The 19,264-nt window shown below is 73.6% G+C and carries 18 protein-coding genes; 7 read left to right on the top strand and 11 right to left on the bottom strand.

The window, feature by feature from the left end:
* Positions 1-2: 2 nt before the first annotated feature.
* Together KIT14_00345 and KIT14_00340 are read right to left on the bottom strand one after the other, a co-directional pair.
* Positions 3-683, bottom strand: coding sequence for a riboflavin synthase (locus tag KIT14_00345; GenBank protein ID MCW5888978.1), 681 nt, complete (start codon positions 681-683; stop codon positions 3-5).
* Positions 684-693: 10 nt separating this feature from the next.
* Positions 694-1,011, bottom strand: coding sequence for a zf-TFIIB domain-containing protein (locus tag KIT14_00340; GenBank protein ID MCW5888977.1), 318 nt, complete (start codon positions 1,009-1,011; stop codon positions 694-696).
* Positions 1,012-1,098: 87 nt separating this feature from the next.
* On the opposite strand from KIT14_00340, the gene KIT14_00335 reads away from it, so the two are divergent.
* Together KIT14_00335 and KIT14_00330 are read left to right on the top strand one after the other, a co-directional pair.
* Positions 1,099-1,677 carry a TetR/AcrR family transcriptional regulator gene (locus tag KIT14_00335; protein ID MCW5888976.1) on the top strand — a complete coding sequence of 193 codons (579 nt, stop codon included), beginning with the start codon at positions 1,099-1,101 and terminating at the stop codon, positions 1,675-1,677.
* 55 nt (positions 1,678-1,732) lie between these two features.
* Positions 1,733-3,730 carry a hypothetical protein gene (locus KIT14_00330; protein MCW5888975.1) on the top strand — a complete coding sequence of 666 codons (1,998 nt, stop codon included), beginning with the start codon at positions 1,733-1,735 and terminating at the stop codon, positions 3,728-3,730.
* Positions 3,731-3,858: 128 nt separating this feature from the next.
* Here the strand turns inward: KIT14_00330 and KIT14_00325 are convergent, their stop codons facing one another.
* From KIT14_00325 to KIT14_00305, 5 genes are all read right to left on the bottom strand, one after another.
* Positions 3,859-4,593, bottom strand: coding sequence for a hypothetical protein (locus KIT14_00325; protein MCW5888974.1), 735 nt, complete (start codon positions 4,591-4,593; stop codon positions 3,859-3,861).
* Between the two features lie 140 nt (positions 4,594-4,733).
* Positions 4,734-6,158, bottom strand: a complete 1,425-nt coding sequence (locus KIT14_00320) for a thrombospondin type 3 repeat-containing protein (protein MCW5888973.1) — start codon at positions 6,156-6,158, stop codon at positions 4,734-4,736.
* Between the two features lie 521 nt (positions 6,159-6,679).
* Positions 6,680-8,053, bottom strand: coding sequence for an MmgE/PrpD family protein (locus tag KIT14_00315; GenBank protein ID MCW5888972.1), 1,374 nt, complete (start codon positions 8,051-8,053; stop codon positions 6,680-6,682).
* Positions 8,050-9,513, bottom strand: coding sequence for a glycerol kinase (locus KIT14_00310; protein ID MCW5888971.1), 1,464 nt, complete (start codon positions 9,511-9,513; stop codon positions 8,050-8,052). Before KIT14_00310 ends, KIT14_00315 begins: the two co-directional genes overlap by 4 nt.
* A gap of 47 nt (positions 9,514-9,560) precedes the next feature.
* Entirely contained in the window at positions 9,561-10,157 is a 597-nt protein-coding gene (locus KIT14_00305) for a Uma2 family endonuclease (protein ID MCW5888970.1), read from the bottom strand.
* 146 nt (positions 10,158-10,303) lie between these two features.
* On the opposite strand from KIT14_00305, the gene KIT14_00300 reads away from it, so the two are divergent.
* The 4 genes from KIT14_00300 to KIT14_00285 all read left to right on the top strand — a co-directional run bounded on the left by KIT14_00300 (position 10,304) and on the right by KIT14_00285 (position 15,003).
* A complete protein-coding gene (locus KIT14_00300; protein ID MCW5888969.1) occupies positions 10,304-11,437 on the top strand; it encodes a 3-deoxy-7-phosphoheptulonate synthase in 1,134 nt (377 codons plus the stop codon).
* 64 nt (positions 11,438-11,501) lie between these two features.
* Positions 11,502-11,720, top strand: a complete 219-nt coding sequence (locus KIT14_00295; GenBank protein ID MCW5888968.1) for a hypothetical protein — start codon at positions 11,502-11,504, stop codon at positions 11,718-11,720.
* Between the two features lie 51 nt (positions 11,721-11,771).
* Positions 11,772-13,427 carry an OB-fold domain-containing protein gene (locus tag KIT14_00290; protein MCW5888967.1) on the top strand — a complete coding sequence of 552 codons (1,656 nt, stop codon included), beginning with the start codon at positions 11,772-11,774 and terminating at the stop codon, positions 13,425-13,427.
* 40 nt (positions 13,428-13,467) lie between these two features.
* Entirely contained in the window at positions 13,468-15,003 is a 1,536-nt protein-coding gene (locus KIT14_00285; protein MCW5888966.1) for a tannase/feruloyl esterase family alpha/beta hydrolase, read from the top strand.
* Positions 15,004-15,041: 38 nt separating this feature from the next.
* On the opposite strand, the gene KIT14_00280 is transcribed toward KIT14_00285, so the two are convergent.
* Both KIT14_00280 and KIT14_00275 read right to left on the bottom strand, forming a co-directional pair.
* On the bottom strand, positions 15,042-15,569 hold the full coding sequence (locus tag KIT14_00280) for a DUF1254 domain-containing protein (protein ID MCW5888965.1): 528 nt from the start codon (positions 15,567-15,569) through the stop codon (positions 15,042-15,044).
* Entirely contained in the window at positions 15,566-16,156 is a 591-nt protein-coding gene (locus tag KIT14_00275; protein ID MCW5888964.1) for a DUF1214 domain-containing protein, read from the bottom strand. The genes KIT14_00280 and KIT14_00275 overlap by 4 nt, the downstream gene beginning before the upstream one ends.
* Before the next feature lie 117 nt (positions 16,157-16,273).
* Here KIT14_00275 and KIT14_00270 point away from each other — a divergent pair, with 117 nt between their 5' ends.
* Positions 16,274-17,203: a GNAT family N-acetyltransferase gene (locus KIT14_00270; GenBank protein ID MCW5888963.1), complete on the top strand. Its 930-nt coding sequence runs from the start codon at positions 16,274-16,276 to the stop codon at positions 17,201-17,203.
* Here the strand turns inward: KIT14_00270 and KIT14_00265 are convergent.
* Together KIT14_00265 and KIT14_00260 are read right to left on the bottom strand one after the other, a co-directional pair.
* Positions 17,188-18,378, bottom strand: a complete 1,191-nt coding sequence (locus KIT14_00265) for a transporter substrate-binding domain-containing protein (GenBank protein MCW5888962.1) — start codon at positions 18,376-18,378, stop codon at positions 17,188-17,190. The two genes, KIT14_00270 and KIT14_00265, sit on opposite strands and share 16 nt — an antisense overlap.
* Positions 18,375-19,193, bottom strand: coding sequence for a hypothetical protein (locus tag KIT14_00260; protein ID MCW5888961.1), 819 nt, complete (start codon positions 19,191-19,193; stop codon positions 18,375-18,377). The genes KIT14_00265 and KIT14_00260 overlap by 4 nt, the downstream gene beginning before the upstream one ends.
* Between the last annotated feature and the right edge of the window lie 71 nt (positions 19,194-19,264).

Below are 19,264 nucleotides of genomic sequence, written 5' to 3'. Positions count from 1 at the left end.
GCTCAGCGCGCCGAGCGGCGGGCGGGAGTGCGTCGCGATCGGGCGCGTGCCCTGGCCGGTGCGGCCTGCACCGGCGCGCGCGTGCCCGGCAGCAGCCGCGACTTCAGCATGGCCGCGATCTGCTTCAGCAGGATGTCGGCCTCGAGGTTGACCGCGTCGCCGGGGACGCGGTCGATCAGCGTCGTCGCCTTCAGCGTGTGCGGGATCAGGGCCACGGTGAACGTGCCGCCCTGGCAGGCGAAGACGGTGAGGCTGACGCCGTCGATCGCGATCGAGCCCTTCTCGACGAGATAGGGCGCGACGCCGCGCGGGGCCTTGAAGCGGTAGAGCACCCAGTCGCCGTCGGGGGTGATGGCGTCGACCCGGCCGACGGCGTCGACGTGGCCCTGGACGACGTGGCCGCCCATGCGGTCGCCGAGACGCAGCGCGCGCTCGAGATTGACGCGCCGCCCCCGGATGGCGGTGCCGAGCGTCGTGCGGCGCAGCGTCTCGGGGGAGACATCGACGGTGAAGCGGCGTCCGGTGCCGCTCGTCACCGTCAGGCAGGCGCCCGAGACGGCGACGCTCTCGCCGAGGGCCAGGCGCGGCATCGCGCGGTCGGGCCGCAGGGTCAGGCGCAGCCCGGTGCCCTGCTTCGCGATCCGCTCGATGCGGCCGGTCGACTGGATGATGCCCGTGAACACGGGGCCGGGCTCAGTCGGTGACGAGCTTCGGCTGGAAGAAGTAGCGGCCGACCCAGCCGTCGCGCTCGCGCTGCGCCAACGTCTCGATCTCCTCGGTCGCGATCCATACGCCGTGGCCGTTGGGGCACTCGTCGACGCACACGCCGTGGTGGCGCACCCAGCGCAGCGGGGCCGCGCACTTCGGGCAGATGGCCGGATGGGACGAGGCCGCCTGCTCCCGGCGCAGCTTCTCGAGCTTCGCCTTCTCCTGCTCCGCGATCCAGCTGTCTTCCGCAGCCTTCTCGCGCTCCTGGAGCTTCTTACCGAGGCGGTCCTTGGAGTCGTCCATCGGCGGGGATTCTAGGGCCGCGTGCTGACGGGGGTCAATCATGCAGCGCTTGACGACACGGTGCGTCCCGGCCCAATTCCGGGGAGCATGGACGCCCGCGAGAAGATCCTCGAGACCGCGAAGCGGCTGTTCTCCTCGCAGGGCTACGCCAACACCTCGCTGTCCCAGGTGGCGAAGGAGGCCGAGGTCTCGAAGGCGCTGATCTTCTGGCACTTCGAGAACAAGGAGACGCTCTTCCGCACCGCCGTGCAGCGCACCCTCGAGCCGTACTTCATCAACGTCGTCGACGAGCTGGAGGGGCTGTCCGAGGTCGATCAGATCAAACGGCTGATCGACGAGTACTACGCCTTCGTCTCGCGGAACCTCTACTCGGTGAAGTTCTTTCTGAGCCTCATCCTGCGCGACGAGAAGCATCCCGACGATCTCGTCGGGCACATGAGCGAGCTGCAGCGCGTCTACGTGAACCTGATGGCGGACATCATCGAGAGCGGGCGCCAGAAGGGCGTGTTCCGCGCCGGCGTCACGCCGCAGCTCGACGCCGGGCTGGTGATGAGCGCGCTGCACGGCATCCTGGTGCAGGGGTTTCTGCGCAACGAGCCGCCGGAGCACTCCGCCGAGCTGCTGGCGCACCTCAAGGCGACGCTCGTCGACACGCTGCGGCGTTGAATCGTGATCCTGCAAATCCTTGACATTTGCTTGGGATTTCCCGATAGCGCCCGCCATGCGGACATGGGCCCGGGTGCTCCTCGGCTGCGTCGTCGGAACGCTTCTCGGAACGCTCTTCCCTGCTGAATCTAGAGCGTACTTTCTAGACGCCGGCCGCAACTTCGACGTCCGCGTCCGCGCCTACTCGCAGCTCGGCATCCTCACCGAGAACTCGGAGCGCAAGGGTTGCCAGCCCGTCTACACGACGGTGAACGGCAAGCGCGGCCCGGTCCTCTTCCAGAACGATCCGCGCACCTGCCCGCCCAAGTACAGCGCCGGTACGCTGGCCCAGCACCGGAACTTCTACAATCCCGAGTTCGACGCCAAGCTCACGCCGTACCTCAACTGGATGGGCGACGTGCAGGGCCTGTCGTGGGTCGCGCCCGACGACTTCAAGTTCCGCTTCGCGTGGTGGGGCTTCTACGACGGCATCTACGACTACCTCGATCCCCTCTGGGACTCGAATCGCCGCTCGCTGCGCGGGCGTCTCTCGCAGAGCGACGACCCCGGGGTCGAGAGCGCGAAGTTCCAGGACGAGAACAAGAACCCGCGTCACATCCTCGCTTCGCGCAACCGCATCAACGAGCTCTACGTCGACTATACGAAGGGCCCCGTCTTCTTCCGCATCGGCCGTCAGGCGATCTCCTGGGGCGAGGCGGACACGATCGCGCTGCTCGACGTCTCGAACCCGTTCGAGCTGGTGAACGGCGCCCCGGGGCTCTTCACCGACGTCGACGAAGCCCGCATCCCGCTGTGGACGGCCCGCGGCACGTTCAAGCTGCTCGACAACTGGGAGTGGCTGTCGAGCCTGTTCCTCGACACCTACCTCGTGCCCGGCCCGATCGACACGACGGTGCCGACGACGCCGCTCGTCGGCGGCATCACGCCGTTCGGCCCCGACCAGGGCGACCCGCAGTGGAACCTCGTCATCGGTCCGACGCGCCGCCAGGTGGCCGACCAGAACACCCAGCTGCACACGGTGGTGGTCGACAAGCTGCCGAAGAACAACTGGGGCAACTCGCGCTGGGGCGCGCGCCTCACCAGCATCATCGCGCGCGACTACACGGTGCAGGGCTGGTTCTTCCGCACGTTCAACCAGCAGCCGGTGCCGGTGCTGCAGAACCTGGCGGCGCCGCGGCTGTACGGCGACAAGATCCGGTACCAGGTCGACAATCGCGGCTTCCGCACGCCGCTCTGTCTCAACCGGGTGAACGGCATCGGCCGCACGCCGGCGGGGCGTCGCTGCTTCAACAAGACGCCGGTCGTGACCACCCTCGAGCACCGTCTGGAGTCGGTGATCGGCCTCGCGGGCACGTGGTTCAGCCCGACGGTGAACGGCATCATCCGGACCGAGGCGGAGATCTTCATCGACGAGCCGGCGTTCATCCCGACCCGGCAGCTGAACCCGCGCACCCAGATCCCGGCCGCGCTCCGCCGGAGCCCGCTGCTCAACGACAACAAGAAGTACTTCAACACCATGCAGAAGGCGGACTACATCCGCTGGGTCATCGGCTACGACCGCTTCTTCTTCTTCCGGCCGATCAACCCCTCGAGCTCGATCGTCCTGTCCGCGGCGTTCAACAACTCGTTCAACCTGAGCGAGAAGGGCGGCAAGGACTACCGCTACCCCCAGACCAAGCCCGGCTATTTCCTCCAGGCCCAGTCGGGAGTCATCCCACGCATTGCCGCCTGCGCGCCGAAGACCGGCGCGCGCAACAACCCCCTCTGCGTGCGCGCCGTGCCGCGCAACTTCGAAGACGCCTACCAGTACGAGGGCTTCTTCCAGTTCGCGCTCCAGACCGACATGTTCCACGGCAAGTTCTCGCCGCGCCTCACCTTCATCGCCGACGTGAGCGGCATCTTCGTCTTCCAGCCCACCGGCACCTACCGCATCAACGACAACGTGCTGCTGACGGCGACCTGGGTCGGCATCGAGGCGTCGCGCAAGGCGGGGCCGGGAACGTTCCGGGCGCACGACATGTTGCAGCTGCGGGTGACGTTCCAGCTGAACTGAGCTCGGTCTCGGAGACGCGGCCGCGCCCGTGCCGGGCGGGTGCGCGTCGCTGTGCGCGTGCGTGCTCGCGGCAGCCCGGCTGGGACGTCGTCCTGCTCGCGGGTTTCGGGTGTCCGCCGCTCTCGGGGTCAGTGTCGGATGGCCCTCAGGTGGAGGATGACGGAGAGGCCGACGTAGTAGGTGGGGAAGGCGAGGCTCGCGTGGACGAGGGTCGGGTGCTTCGCCGGGAGCTGGCTCAGGGCGTAGACGAGGGCGGCGCCCCAGCAGAGGGCGAGGCCGATCGTCAGCGGGCGGAGCGTCGTCGTGCGGGACGGGTAGATGTAGCGCAGCGGGACGAAGACGCCGACGGCGAGCAGGGTCGTGATCGCGGCGTTCGTCCACGCGTCCCACTCGAGCGCCCAGAGGTAGAACGCGACGACGTTCCAGTACGACGGGAAGCCGGTGAAGTAGTGGTCCGGCGTCTTCGCCGCCGTCTGGGCGAAGCCGTAGCCGCTGGCGAGGCAGACGAGGGCGGCGACGGGGAGCGCGACGGCGGGTGGGAAGAGCTGCGTCTGGAGCATGAAGAACGCGGGCACCAGGACGTAGGTGAAGTAGTCGACGCAGTCGTCGAGGCGGGCGCCGTCGACCGTGGGCAGGACCTGCTTCACGCCCACGGCGCGGGCCATCGTGCCATCGACCGAGTCGACCACGAGCGTGTAGGCCATCCACCAGAACGCCACCGCGACGTCGCCGCGGGCGATGGCGAGCAGCGCCAGCAGACCGGCGACGGCGCCGCTCGCGGTGAAGAGGTGGACGCCCCAGGCAGCGAGCCGGCGTGCGGGGGTGGCCTCGACGGCGGGCCGCTGGAGATCGTCGCCGTTCACGCGGTTCGCCGGAGAATCGGCCGCAGCGCCGGAGGACGGAGGCCGCGGGCACGCACCACGAGGTCGGCCATGCGCGCGCTTCTACTGGGCCGACCCCGGGCTGGCAACGCGCCGCGCGCTGCCGCCCGGCGAGCGGTGCCTCACCGCCGACAGCGCAGCTTGCGCCCGCTGGCGGGCGGACAGCTGAGCGAGGTCGTGAAGGTGCGTGCGCCGATCTGCAGGTTCGCGCTGACGATCGGCATGGGCGAGCCGTCGAGCTTCACGTCGCGCGCGGTCACCTTCACGGTGTAGACGCCGAAGCGGCCGCGCTTCAGCTGGATGCGCGCGTTGCCGCCGCGATAGGCGAGCCGCCCGGGCAGACGCGCCGCGCGGCTCGCGATGGCGGTGTCGATCACGACGCCGGCGCCGCCGACGAGCATGACGCGCGCCGAGGCGGGCGACACCGAGGGGTCGAGCGCGACGCGCCCCTTCCAGCGCAGGCGGTTGCCGCGCGGCGTGAAGCGCGCCTGGAAGGCGCTGACCGCGAGCCGCTGGCAGGTCGGATCGTCGGCGTCGGTGGGCACGAGCGGGCAGGGGTCGCAGAGATCCCCCAGGCCGTCGCCGTCGGTGTCGGTCTGCGACGGGTTGGCGATGCCGTAGATCGGGTCGTCGCCGGGGCAGTTGTCCTCGGCGTCCGGGACGCCGTCGCCGTCGATGTCGGTCGGGCCCGATCCCGGGTCGTCGGGATCGGGATAGATGGCGCGCACGGCGGCGAGGTCGTCCGCGCGCAACGCCGCGCCGCGGCCGTCGAAGTGCGCGCGGTAGTACATGGTCGCGTCCTTCAGGGCCGGGATCGACTCGTCGTCGGTCTCGGACGCGTGCCCGATGCCGATGGTGTGGCCGAGCTCGTGGGTCAGGATCTCCGCGAGGTTCGTGCCGTTCCAGAAGCCGCAGCCGCCGAAGCCGTTGGCGAAGGTGATGTTGCCTTCCGAGATGCGCCGGAAGCGCACGCCGCCGACGACGTCGCCGTCGCTCGCGCGGCCGGTGACGCAGTAGCCGCCGAGCGCCAGGATGCCGCTGCACCCGTTCGGATTCGGGATCTCGCCGTAGGGATCGTTGAACACGATCTGCGAGAGGCCGTCGCACAGCAGCGGCGCCGGCGCCGTCGAGCCGCCGCGCGCGAGCACGATGCTCGCGCCGCTGGCGTTGGTCCAGGCGGCGAGCGCCGCGTCGAGCGCGCCGAGGCTCGTCGCCTCGCCGAGGGCGGGGTCGCCGCCGGCGGTGTATGCGAAGGTGACCGGCAGGCCGGCGTCGGGCTCGCGCCAGCGGCCGGCGGGCGTGTCGAGGTAGGTGAAGGCGTCGGTCGTGCGGCGCTCGAGGTTGGGCGCGGTCGCTTCGTCGGGCACCGCGACGAGCGGGCGCACCGGCTTGCCGAGGTCCGACGCGACCGCACGCCGGATCGTGCGCGCGAGCCGCGACAGCTTCAGCCGGCGGGTGCGCGAGCCGCCGAGCACCGGCTCGTGGAGCGCGCGCGTCGCCATCGTCTCGCCGCTCGCGGCGTCGTCGGTGACGACGTACTGCCCCATCGCGAGCGCCGTCGTGCGGGCGGTGCCGTCGGGCCCGGCCGAGAGGAAGAGCACGTTGCGCTGGCCGACCCTGAACTGCGGCGAGCCCGCGAGCCAGAACGCACGCTCGCCGAGGTCGCCGCCGGGCTGCTTCAGCACGATCTCGCGCGCGGTGGCGCCCTTGTAGCGCGCTGCGACCCGCACGGTGACGAGCGTGCTGATCGCGCCGTCGCGGCCGCCCACGGTCTCGATGCGCTCGACGGTGCCGGCGACGACGGCGTCGGCGGCGCGCGCGAGCGCACGCTCGGTGGTTTCCACGAAGGTCGTGGCGCGGGCCGCCGGAACGACGAGAACGCACGCGAGCAGCATGACGGCGCGACGGATCTTTCTCACGGCATCTCCTGTCGGCGCGTTGCGCGTCGATCTGAAGGCGCCGGAGCAGCAACGGGGATGCCACTCGCGCTGTCACATGTGTCAGGCGGTGCGGCTCGGCAGGATGTGCCGTGCCGCCGTGCGGCGCGCGCGTGCGCCGCGTGACCGCGTCAGCCGGCGACGGCGAGCGCGGCGAGACGGACGAGCGGCGCGTCGAGCCGCAGCGTGGTCGCGGCGTCGGCGACGCGCTCCACCGCGTCGGGCGCGAGCGCGCGTGCGGCGAGCCGGCGGAACTTGGCAAGCAGTGCCGGGTCGCCGGGAAAATTCTCCGGGTCGCCGAGCGGGAAGCGGACGTGCGCGTCATGCACGGCGCCCGCCCGAGTCACGACCTTGACCCACGCGGGCCACACCTGCGGGTACGCCGCGTCGAGTGCCGGGTCGCGCCGCGGCTCGACGCGGTCCATGAGCGTCGTGATCGTGGCGTCGCCGAAGACCGACGGTACGAACTCGTCCGGCGACGCCTGCCCGCGCAGCAGCGCGACGGCGACGCCGAAGGGCAGGCTGAACTGGGCGTCGACCACCGTCGCCGGGCGGCGCTTCGCGTCGAGCGGCTCGCAGACGATGGGGAAGCCGGCGGCGACGATGCCGACCTCGATGCGCTCGACGTCGCCCGGGCGCAGCCCGTGTGCCGCGCGCAGACCCAGCACCGCGTCGATCGGGGCCTGCATGTAGCGGCAGCACGCGTGCGGCTTGACGCTCGTGCGCAGGACGACCGGCTCGGGGCCGTCGTCGAGCTTCGCGACCTCGGCCGCGTCGGAGTAGGCGTGCAGCGTGCCGAAGCGGCCCTCGAGGATCGTCGCCGGCGCGCGGAACCCGGCCGCGGCGAGCGCCGCCGCGTGCAGCCCGGCGTGCGCGGCCCAGCCCGGGTGGAAGCGCTTCGTCCAGGTGCCGTCGGCGAGGAACTCCATCGAGCCCGCCGCCTGGCTGCCGGCGATGCCGAGCGCGTTCGCGACGCCGTCGGCGTCCTGCCCGAGCAGCAGCGCGGCCGTGGCCGCGGCGCCGAACGCGCCGCAGGTGCCGGTGGGATGGAAGCCGCGGCGGTAGTGCGCCGCGGGGTCGAGCGCCATCGCGAGGCGGCCCGTCACCTCGTAGCCCGCGGCGACGGCGCGCAGCGCGGCGTCGAGCGTCGTCTCCGGGCGCCGCGCCGCGGCGGCGAACGCGGCCGCGAACATGGTCGCGCCGAGGTGGATCGAGCCTGCCTGGTGGGTGTCGTCCATCTCGAGCGTGTGCGCGGCGGCACCGTTGGCGAGCGCGGCGTGGATCGGCGCGAAGCGCTCGCAGGTGCCGAACGCCGGGGCGTCGCCGGGCGTGCCCAGCAGGGCGAGGCCGCGGCGCAGCGCGACGCTCGACGGCTCCGGCGCGCCGCCCAGCGTGACGCCGAGCCAATCGAGCAGGAAGGCGCGCGTGCGTGCGACGACGGCGGCGTCCGGCGTAGCGTCGCGCCAGGCGACGCAGGTCGCGGCGAGCCGCTGCGCCGCGGTCACGCCGGCACCTTCGCCGCCGGCAGGTGCTGCTGCCACGCGGCGAAGCGGACCTCGCGCTCGGCGGCGGCGAGGCGCGGCTCGAAGATGCGGTCGCGACGCCAGGCGTGCGCGAGGTCGGCCGCGTCGCTCCACACGCCGGTCGCGAGGCCGGCGAGATAGCCGGCGCCCATCGCGGCGGCGTCGAGGACGGCCGCGCGCTCGACGGGGATGCCGAGCGCGTCCGCCTGCGCCTGGAGCAGGACGTCGTTGCGCGCCGCGCCGCCGTCGACCCGCAGGGTCTCGGGCGGCGGGAAGGGACAGTCGGCGCGGAGCGCGTCGTAGACCTCGCGGCAGCGCCAGGCGATGCCTTCCAGCAGCGCGCGCACGACGTGCGCCTTGGTCGTCGCGCGCGAGAGGCCGCCGACGACGGCGCGCGCCGTGGTGTCGAGGTGCGGCGTCCCGAGCCCCTGGAACGCGGGCACGACCCAGGCGCCGCCGGCGTCCGGCACCGAGGCGGCGAGCGTCGCCGTCTCGGCCGGGTCGGCGATGACGCCGAGGCCGTCGCGCAGCCACGTCACCGCCGCGCCCGCGGTGATCGCGGTGCCCTCGAGGCAGTAGGTGACGACGCCGTCGCGCCGCCACAGGACGAGCGGATATGCGCCGCGCGACGAGAAGAGCAGCCGCTCGCCGGCGTTCAGGTCGAGCATGGCCGCGGTGCCGTAGGAGATCTTCACCGTGCCCGGCTCGAGGCGCAGCTGCCCCATCATCGCCGCCTGCTGGTCGCCGATGATGGCGGCGAGCGGGACGCCGGGCAGCCCCAGCGCCGGGTCGAGCGGGCCGAGCGCGACGCTCGAGTCGACCACGTCCGGCATGGCGGCGAGCGGGATGCGCAGCGCGTCCAGGATGCCGTCGATCCAGGCGCCGCCGATGAAGTCGAAGAGGCCGCTGCACGAGGCGTTCGAGCCGTCGGTGGCGACCACGGCGCCGCGCGTGAGCCTGGCGGCGAGCCACGACTCGAGCGTGCCGCAGCGCAGGCGTCCGGCGCGGACGGCGCTGCGATCGGGATCGGCGCGGTCGAGCAGCCACTCGATCTTGCTCGCCGCCATGAGCGGCGTCACCAGCATCCCCTGCGCGAGCAGCTCGCCGCAGCGGGCGACGGTGCGGTTGTCCTGCCACGAGATCGCGGCGTGCGTCGGCCGCTGCGTCGCCGTCTCCCACACGACCGCGGTCGAGCGCTGGGTCGCGAGGCCGACGCCGCGAATGCGGCCGGGCGTGACGCCGGCGATCGCACGCCCGAGCACGTGCGTGACCCCGTCCCAGAGGGCGTCGAGATCGTGCTCGACGAGCCCCGGCCCCGGGTGGGCCGGCAGCGTCTCGCGGTAGGCCTCGGCCTCGATGCGCCCGTCCGCGTCGATCACCAGCGCGCGCACCCCGGTGGTGCCGACGTCGAGCGCGAGCACGGCGGGACCGGAGGCGGGCATGGGCGGGCCTGGTCTATGGCGAACGGCCCGGGAGGCGCAACGGCAGGCTAGACCGAAAGCTCCGGGAGCAGGGCCCGGACGGGGGCGAGGTCGAGCACGAACCCGGGCACGGCGGCGCTCGGGTAGGCGTCGCCCGGCGGGGTGACGTCGATGTAGCGGCCGTCCTCGAGGCGCCAGAGCTGGGTCGTCGCGTCCTCGGGGTCGAAGAGCCAGTACTCGAGGACGCCGTGGCGCTCGTACTCGGTGCGCTTGGTCTCGCGGTCGTAGCGCCGGTAGCCGGGCGAGACGACCTCGCAGGCGACGTCCGGGGCCCCGGTGACGTAGGCGGGCAGGACGGCGAACCGCTCCCGCCGCACGTAGATCAGGTCGGGCCGGAAGACGAGGTCGCGGCCGCCGACGCCGCGACCAAGGCGCACGTCGACCTCGAAGAACGCGAAGCCGATGGGGTTGGAGCGCAGGTACGCCTGGAGCTGGAAGAACACCTCTCCCGACACCGCCTGGTGGCGCAGGACCGGGCTCGGCGACATCACCACCACCCCTTCCACCAGCTCGTAGCGCTCGCCGTCCGGGGGGAGGGCGAGGTACTCGTCGGCGGTCATGCGCAGCCCGGCGTAGCCGGGCGCGGGGCGGGTCGCCGTATCCATCGCAGGGGGACGCTACGCCCGGGCGGCGACGGCGACAAGGCTGGCGCGGAGCACCGCGAACCCCGCAGCCGCCCCTTGACCCGCCGGGCGTCGTGGGGTTTCCATGGCCGGTCCGGCCCCGGCCGGCCCAAGGAGATCCCGCACCGATGCTCGTCAAGATGCGCCCCGATGCCACCTCCGATGAGGTCCAGACCGTCGAGTCCAAGCTGCACGACCTGGGCTTCAAGACCGGCAAGATGGTCGGCGAGGCCATCACGCTGATCGGGGTCTACGGCGACATCTCGAAGCTGCCGCAGGGTGAGATCGCCGAGCTGGCGGGCGTCGAGCAGCTGATCCCGATCTCGCGCGCCTACAAGCGCGCCGCGCAGAAGGGCACGCCCGAGCGGCCGATCCACCAGACGGTGAAGATCGGCGACGTGGTGTGCGGCGGCGGCGACCTCGTCTTCATCTCCGGCCCCTGCTCCGTCGAGAGCGAGAAGCAGATCATGGCCGCGGCGCAGATGGTGAAGGAGGCGGGCGCGCACGCGCTGCGCGGCGGCGTCGTCAAGTACCGCTCCAGCCCGTACAGCGGCTGGGAGGGGCTCGGCGCCGACGACAGCGAAGCCCTCAAGAAGGGCCTCTCGCTGATCGCGAAGGCCGGCAAGGAGTTCGGCCTGCCGACCGTCGTCGAGATCCTCGACCAGGCCGACGTGCCGCTGTTCGAGGACACGGGCATCGACTGCCTGCAGATCGGCGAGCCCAACTCGAAGAACCAGGCGCTCCTGAACCGCCTGCGCACGACACCGCTGCCGGTGATCCACAAGCGCGGCAACTCGCTCGACACCGAGGCCTACCTTCTGTGGGTCGAGCGCATGATGTCGACCGGCAAGGAGAACGTGATCCTCTGCGAGCGCGGCATCGCCAGCGCCAACCGCTACACGCGCAACACGCTCGACGTCGGCTCCATCGCCGCGTTCCGCTACCAGCTCTCGGGCCTGCCGATCGCCGTCGACTCGTCGCACGCGACCGGCGTGCGCGACCTCGTCCACCCCGCGACGCTCTCGGGCATCATGGCCGGCGCGTCGATCGTCCTCGTCGAGGCGCACCCGAACCCGCTGATCGCCAAGTCCGACGGCCACCAGGGGCTCTTCAAGGAGCAGCTCGTGGCGCTGGTCGCGGCGTCGAAGGCGGCGTGGGACCTGCGTCGCACGCTCGACGCGTCGTACCTCCCGTCCGCCGCCGTCGAGAAGGCCTATCTGGCGCGCATGGACGAGGACAAGACGCGCTTCTTCAAGAGCTGAACCGGCGGCACGTCCCTTGCTCCGTCTCCGACCCGAGGGGGTCGGGGGGCAGGAGGTTGGGACGATGGTGCCGGTTCCGTCAGGGCTGATCCCGCTGGCCGTTCCGCCGGCGCCGGGCATGGGGCCCGGGCTGGTGCTCGACGTGTCGGGCCTCTGCGCCGCGTTCGCGGTGCTCGTGCTGGGGCTCGCGGCTGCCGTCGTCGTGGGCACCGCGGAGCGGCGCCGGCCGCCGCCGCGGCGTCGCACGACGGTGACCCTGCGCGCGAGCCCGCGGCGCGCGTAGCGGTTGCCCCGCGACGGGCGGGCAGAGGATATCTGCGGCGTGCATCCGTTCATGCCGCTGCCCGCCCTCGAGCCCGACAGCGAATTCTACTGGCGCGCCGCCCGCGCGGGGCGCCTCGAGATGGCGCGCTGCCAGACGTGCGGCTGGTGGATCCATCCCGCGCGCCCGGTGTGCGCGCGCTGCCGCGGCCGCGACGTGCGGCCCGAGGTGCTCTCGGGCGACGGCGTCGTGTGGACCTATACGATCAACCATCAGGTCTGGATGCCCGGGCTCGAGGTGCCGTACGTGGTCGCGGTCGTCGCGCTCGTCGAGCAGGAGAACCTGCGTCTCACGAGCAACGTCGTCGACTGCGCACCCGAGGACGTCTACGTCGGCATGCCCGTGCGCGTGCGCTTCCGCGAGGCGTCCGACGAGGTCGCGCTGCCCGTGTTCGCGCCGGCCGACGAGCCGGTCACGCCGCCGCCGACGCACGTGCCGCTGGTCACCGACACGGCTCGGGTCGCGGCGCATCCGCTGCGCCGGATCGGGGAAGCCGAGCGCCTCGAGCGGCGCGCGATCATCGCCGGCGTCGGCCAGTCGGCGATCGGCCGCCGCCTCATGCGCACCGACATGGATCTCACCGTCGAGGCCGCGCTGCGCGCGATCGCCGACGCGGGGCTCGAGCCCGACGCGATCGACGGCATCGCGTCGTACCCGGGCGCGATGGTCGCGGGGCCCGCCGGCTTCGCGGGACCGGGCGTGATCGACGTGCAGGACGCGCTCGGCCTCTCGTGCACGTGGCACCACGGCGGCATCGAGGTGCCGGGGCAGCTCGGCGCGGTGATCGCGGCGACGCTCGCCGTCGCGGCCGGCCTCGCGCGCCACGTGCTCGTCTACCGCACCGTCAGCGAGGCGAGCGCGGCCGCGGGCATGGGCCGCCGCGGCATCGGCGCGGGCTCGCGCGAGATCCCCGGCTTCGGCCAGTACCTGATCCCCTACGGCGCGATGTCGGCGGCGAACTGGATCGCGGCGATGTGCGTGCGCCACATGCACGAGTTCGGCACCACGCGCGAGCAGCTGGCGCAGATCGCCACCACCGCGCGCCGGCACGCCGGATGGAACCCCGACGCGATCTATCGCGACCCGATGTCGCTCGACGATTACCTCGCCGCCCGCCTGGTCAGCTGGCCGTTCGGGCTCTTCGACTGCGACGCGCCCTGCGACGGCTCGACGGCGCTCGTCGTGTCGCACGCCGACGTCGCGCGCGACCTTCCGAAGCCGGCGGTGCGCGTGAACGCCGTCGGCACCGCCATGCGCTCGCGCCCCAGCTGGGACCAGTGGCAGGACCTGACGACCATGGCCGCGCGCGACGCCGCCGCACAGCTGTGGACGCGCACGGAGCTCCGGCCGGCCGACGTCGACTGCGCGCAGCTCTATGACGGCTTCAGCTTCCTCGCCCTCGCCTGGATCGAGGCGCTCGGCTTCTGCCCGCACGGCGAGGGCGGCCGCTTCGTCGAGGGCGACACGCTGTCCCTCGGCGGTGCGCTCCCGTTCAACACCTGGGGCGGCCAGCTCTCCGGCGGCCGCCTCCACGGCTTCGGCTTCCTCGCCGAAGCCGTGCGCCAGCTGCGCGGCGAGGCCGGGCCGCGGCAGGTGGCCGACTGCGAGGTCGTCGCGGTCGCGAACGGCGGCGGCCCGATCGCGGGCTGCATGCTGCTGACGCGTTGACTTGCGCCGACGCGCCCGCATCGGCGAGGAATCGACCGGCATGCGACGACTCCCGATCCGTCTGACGACGCTTCTCCTCGGTCTCGCCGCCGTGCCGGCGGCGCACGCGGCGTCGTGCGAGGCGCTGGCCATGCTCGTGCTGCCGGACACGACGATCACGGCGGCCGAGCGTCCCGCGGGTACCGCCCATTGCCGCGTCGCCGGCGTGATCGCGCCGCAGGTGCAGTTCCAGGTGTGGCTGCCCGACGCGTGGAACGGCAAGTACCTCGGTGTCGGCAACGGCGCGCTCGCCGGCTACCTCAACCTGCCCGCGATGACGAAGGCGGTGGAGCGTGGCTACGCCAGCGCGAGCACCGATACGGGGCACGTGGGCAGTCCCATCGAGGGCGCCTGGGCCGTCGGCCGCCCCGACCTGGTCGAGGACTTCGGCCACCGCGCGATCCACGTGACGACCGTCGTCGCGAAGGCGCTCGTCGCCGCGTACTACGGCACCGCGCCCGCCCGGAGCTACTTCGCCGGCTGCTCCACCGGCGGACGTCAGGCGCTGGTCGCGGCGCAGCGCTATCCCGACGACTTCGACGGCATCGTCGCCGGCGCGCCGGCGGCGCACATGACGCGCCTGACGTCGCTCGGCAACTGGGTGTCGCAGGCGGTGCACGACGACCCGGCGAGCCGCATCCCGGGCGCGAAGGTCCCGGCGCTCGCCGCCGCGGTGCTCGCACGGTGCGACGCCCGCGACGGCCTGACCGACGGCCTCGTGTCCGACCCGCTGCGCTGCCGCTTCCAGCCGCAGGTGCTGCGCTGCGCCGGCGCCGAGACCGACGCCTGTCTCACCGACGCGCAGATCGCCGCGCTCGCGAAGCTCTACGACGGCCCGCGTACGTCGAAGGGACGTCGCATCTATCCCGGCTATCCGCCCGGCGGCGAGCTGGGCAGCGGGGACGAGCCCGGCCCGATCAGCGAGCCGAGCATCGGGGGGTGGGAGACGTGGCTGGTCGGCGAGCTGCCCGGCATCGCGCACTTCATCCAGGACGCCTTCTTCCGCTTCCTCGTGTTCGAGGACGCGACCTGGGACTGGCGCCGGTTCGATTTCGACCGCGACGTCGCCCGCACCGAGGCGAAGCTCGGTCCGGTGATGGATGCGGTCGATCCCGACCTGCGCGCGTTCCGCGCCCGGGGCGGCCGGCTGCTCGCGTTCCACGGCTGGAGCGACTCCGCGATCCCGGCGACGGCGACCGTCGAGTACTGGCAGCGGATGGTGCGGCGCATGGGCGGCCGCAAGCGCACGCGTGCCTTCGCGCGGCTCTTCCTCGCGCCGGGGATGCAGCACTGTGCCGGCGGTCCCGGTCCGAACAGCTTCGACGCGATCGGCGCGCTCGAGGCGTGGGTGGAGCAGGGCACGGCGCCGGCGCGGCTGGTGGCGTCCCACGCCACGGACGGCGTCGTCGACCGCACGCGTCCACTGTGCCCGTGGCCCGAGGTGGCGCGCTGGGACCGGCGCGGCAGCATCGACGCCGCGGCGAGCTTCGCCTGCCGGCCGCCGCGCCGGCAGGCTCGGGCGGCGGCACGGTACTGAGCGACCACCTCGGCGTCGCGCCGCGCGGCGGCCGCGGCTCACGCCAGCGGCGCGCAGGTGAAGCGGCGGCGGACCGCGTCGAGCTCCGGCAGGCGTGCCTCGTCGATCACCAGCGTGCGCTCGAGGATCACCCCGCGGGTGGTGGGCACGTCGACGCGCACCGCGCCCGGCGGTAGCGTCACGGCGGCGCCGGGCGCGGCGACCACGACGTCGACGCGGTCGCCGTTCGCCTGGCGGTCGCTCAGGACGAAGAAGTTGTCCGTGTCGGCGGCGAACATCGAGATCGACCAGTAGGTGTCGCGCGGGACCTCGGCGGTCACGTGTACGGGCCCGCCGGACACGTCGAACGTGCACGCGGAGTAGAGCAGGTCGGGGCTCGGCCGCACGACGGCGCGCGCGGTCGCGTCGACACGCGGCGGGTGCACGGCGTGGTTCGGGCCGCCCGCGTGCGCCATGATCCGCATGGTGTAGCGCATGATCGCCCACGGCAGGAGCCGGATGGTGAGCGTGTGGACGACGGCCGCGCCGACCAGCGCGGCGAGGATCCAGGGCAGCGCGCGCCTCACGCGCAGCCCTCGGCGTGGATCGCCGGCAGCGGCGTCCCGACGAGGTCGTCGGCCACGCTCGCGTCCGGCTGGTAGAGGCGCAAGGTGAGCGAGATGGGCTCGCCCGGCGGCCCGGTCGCGATCCAGTTCGCCGGCGCCGGCGCGCCGCCGACGCGGATCGTGAAGCGGCCGTCGGGTGCGCGCTCGGCGCGCGTGCGGTCGACCGAGTAAGCGTGCTGCGGGTTGGGAATCAGGTAGCTGTCGGCGGCGTAGGCGGTGATCGACCACCAGCGCGCGGGCGGATCCGTACCCTCGATGCGATAGCGGCATCCGGAGCGCAGCGGCGCGCCGGCCTCGTCCGTGGTCGCGGTGTAGTAGACGGTCTCGCTGCGGTTCAGGGCCAGCAGCCCGGTGAGCGCCACGACCGCCCGCAGCGACGGATCGGCGCTCGCGGCGCCGATGTCGGCGCTGGTGCGCCAGGGGCCGTTGGCGAGCGCGTGCGCCTCGACCTGGGCGCGCACGGTGCGCAGTGCGGAGCCGACGCCCAGGATCAGCGCGGCGGCGGCGGTGGCCAGCACCTTGACGACGAGTCCCCATCGCGATCGCATCGCCGACACAAAGCACGCCCAGGTCCCCGACGCAGCCGTCGCCGGGCGAGCCGTCGGAGCGGGGTGCCGTCCGGTGCTCGCCGGGGGCGCACGGCGGGGCTATGCCCTGCCGTGCCGATGACGGTCCGCGTGCGCCCGATCGCTCCCGCCGACGTCGCGCCGGTCGCGCGGCTGCTCGCGGCGCGGCACGCGACCGAGCGGCGCGCGGAGCCGCTCTTGCCTGCCGGTCCGGCGGACGACGGCCGCGCCCGGGCGCTGGTCGAGGCGACGCTCGCCTGGCGCGGCGCCGTCGGGCGGGTGGCAGAGATCGACGGCGTCGTGGCGGGGCTCCTCGTCGTCGCGCCGGCCCTCGCCGGACCGGGGCGGCCGCCCGCGACGTTCGTAGCCGCCACGGCCCATGCGGCGACGGACTCTGCGGCGCTCGCGGCGCTGCTCGCGGCGTGGGACGACGCCGGCGAGCGGCACGTACAGGTCGGCGTCCACGACGCGGCGGGCAACGCCGCGGTCGCCGCCGTGGGCTTCGAGCCGCTGCTGGACGTCGGCGTCGCGCGGCTGCCGCTCGCGCTCGGCGACCGCGCACCCGGGCTGGCGATCCGCCAGGCGGGCGCGGAGGACCTCGAGGCCGTGCTCGGGCTGGCGGCCATGCTGCGCGCCGAGCACGCGTCGCTCGGCGTGCCCGACGCCGGGGCCGAGCGCGCCCGACAGCGCGTGCGCCTCGCCGACCTGCGTACCGGCGTGTGGCTCGCGCTCGTCGACGGCGTCGCGCTCGGCATGGTGGTGCTGCAACCTCCGGGCACGGTCGTCTCGCCGCTGCACGCGCCCGCCGACGCGATCCACGTGCCCGATCTCGTCGTCGCACCCGCCGCACGCGGCCGTGGCGTGGCCGCCGCGCTGCTCGCCGAGGCGCTCGGCTGGGCCGGCGCGATCGGCTACCGGCACGTGACCCTGCACGTGCACGCCGGCAACGTCGCGGCGGCGCGGTTCTGGCGCGCGCGGGGCGTGCGCGTGGTCGCCCGGCAGTGGCGGCGGGATCAGTGCCCGAGGTAGCGCTCGCGCACGGCGCGCCAGTCGTCGGTCTCGATCACCTTCAGCAGCGCGCCGTTCACCGTCCTGCGCAGGTCGTCGCGCGGCGCCAGCGCGAGGGCGTAGAACTCCTGCTCCAGGAACGGCGCCGTCACGAGCAGCTGCTCCGACCACTGCCGGCGCACCAGCCAGCGCATCACCGGCACCTGGCCCACGACCGCGTCGACCTCGCCGTCGGCGACCGCCTGCAGCGCCGCCTCGATGGTCGGGTACGTCCGCGCCGTGATCTGGTGGTGGCGCAGGAAGTTCTGCCCCGTCCCGCCGTCGACCGCGCCGAGGTGCATGCGCCGGAGGTCTTCGACGCTCTCGATGTGCGAGCGCATGTTCGCGAGCGTCACCATCGACACCACGCTGGCGGTGAACAGCGAGATCACGACGATGCTGATGAACATCCAGACGAGCGCGATCACGCGTCCGCCGCGCGTGTGTGGGAGCGTGTCGCCGTAGCCGACCGTGGTCATGGTGACCGCGGCCCACCAGATGCCCGCGCCGATCCCCTCGTAGGCCCGGCCCCCGAAGTGCTGCGCGTTGCTGCGCCGCTCGAACATCCACATGCAGGCGCCGGCGATCACGATGGAGACGCTGACCCCGAGAAGGATGACGAAGAGGTGGCGCGTGAAGATGCGGCGCGCGGCCGTGAAGACGTCGAGCCCGTCGCCCCGCACCACCGTCACGCCGAGCTCGCCGCTCAGGAACGGCGCCGAGAAGTCGACCGTCCGGGCGCGCTCGGCGGTGATCGCGACCGGCCCGAGCGCCACGTCGAGCCGCCCGTCGGCGAGCTGCGCGTAGGCCTCCGACGTGTCGATCGCCACCCAGTCCCACTTGCGCTCGATCTCGCCGGCGACGACGCGCCAGAGCACGACCGCGAGCCCGGTCCAGGTGCCGTCGGAGTCCAGGTAGGCGAAGGGCGGCGCTTCGATGACGCCGACCCGCAGGGGCGCGGGGTCGAGCACCGGCGGCGCGCTGGCCGGGGCCGCCGTCGGCGGCGCGGCTGATCCGATCGGCGCGGGCGCGGGTGCGGTCGGCGGCGGCGCCGGCGCGACGGTCGTCGTGGTCGCGGGCGGCGTGGTCGGCGGCGTCTGCGCGGCGGCGAGGGTCGCGGCGCAGAGGAGGGCGAGGCCGAGGACGGCGCGGATCATGCGTCCTCCGCCGCCAGCGCGGCTGCGCCGAGCGCGCCGCAGAACGCGCCCTCACGCAGGAAGACGGGCCGATGCCCGAAGAGCGTCGTGATGCCGCCGACGATGGTGGCGAGCGCGAGGTTGCCGTCGAGCGTCGAGCCGCCGAACACGATCGTCTCGATGCCGGCGGCGCGGGCGAGCCCGCCGCACACGAGCGCGACGTTCTCGCCGACGAGGCCCATGAGCGCGTGCGCGAGGTCCTCGCGTCGCGGCGCGGCCCCGGCCTTCGCGAAGCTCGCCGCGGTCAGCTCGCGCAGGAGGGGGCTGGCGGTGTCCTGGTAGACGTCCCCGACCAGCAGGTCGACGCGGCGCCGGTCGCCGGCGGCGGCGAGGGCGGCGATGCGGGCGAAGTCCGACTCGCCGAGCAGCAGGCGTCCCAGCCCGAGGACGGTCCCGCCGCCCAACGCCGTTCCGCCGGCACGCGCGACCGGGCCGTCGCCGAGGTGCAGCACGGACGTGCCGGTGCCGAGCGAGGCGAGGAGGTAGCGCGCGGGCAGGGTCGTGCCCTCGGCGCCCGCGGCCAGCCCCGCCCCCGCCGCCCAGGCGTCGAACTCGCCGACGGGGTGCAGCGCCAGGCCGTCCAGCGCGGCGCCGAGCCGCGCGGCGCCGCCGCCGGTCACGCCGACGCGCGCGGGCTCCCACGCTGCGATCTGGGCCCGGACGGCGGCGAGGTCGGACGACGGTACGCGCGCGACGTGTGTCGCGGCGTCGCGGCGCACGATCTTCGTGAGGGTGGCGCCGGCGTCGATGCCGACGGTGACGGGAGGGGAGGGCACCCGGCGCCGGTTCATAGCCCGCGGCCGCCCGCCGGCCAACTGCGCGCCGGCGCCGCGGTTCACGATCGCTG

It is taken from the genome of bacterium (assembly GCA_026129405.1).
Lineage (GTDB): Bacteria > Desulfobacterota > Binatia > DP-6 > DP-6 > JAHCID01.
Note: the sequence above shows the minus strand (reverse complement) of the source record. Positions and strands in the feature narration are given on the sequence as shown.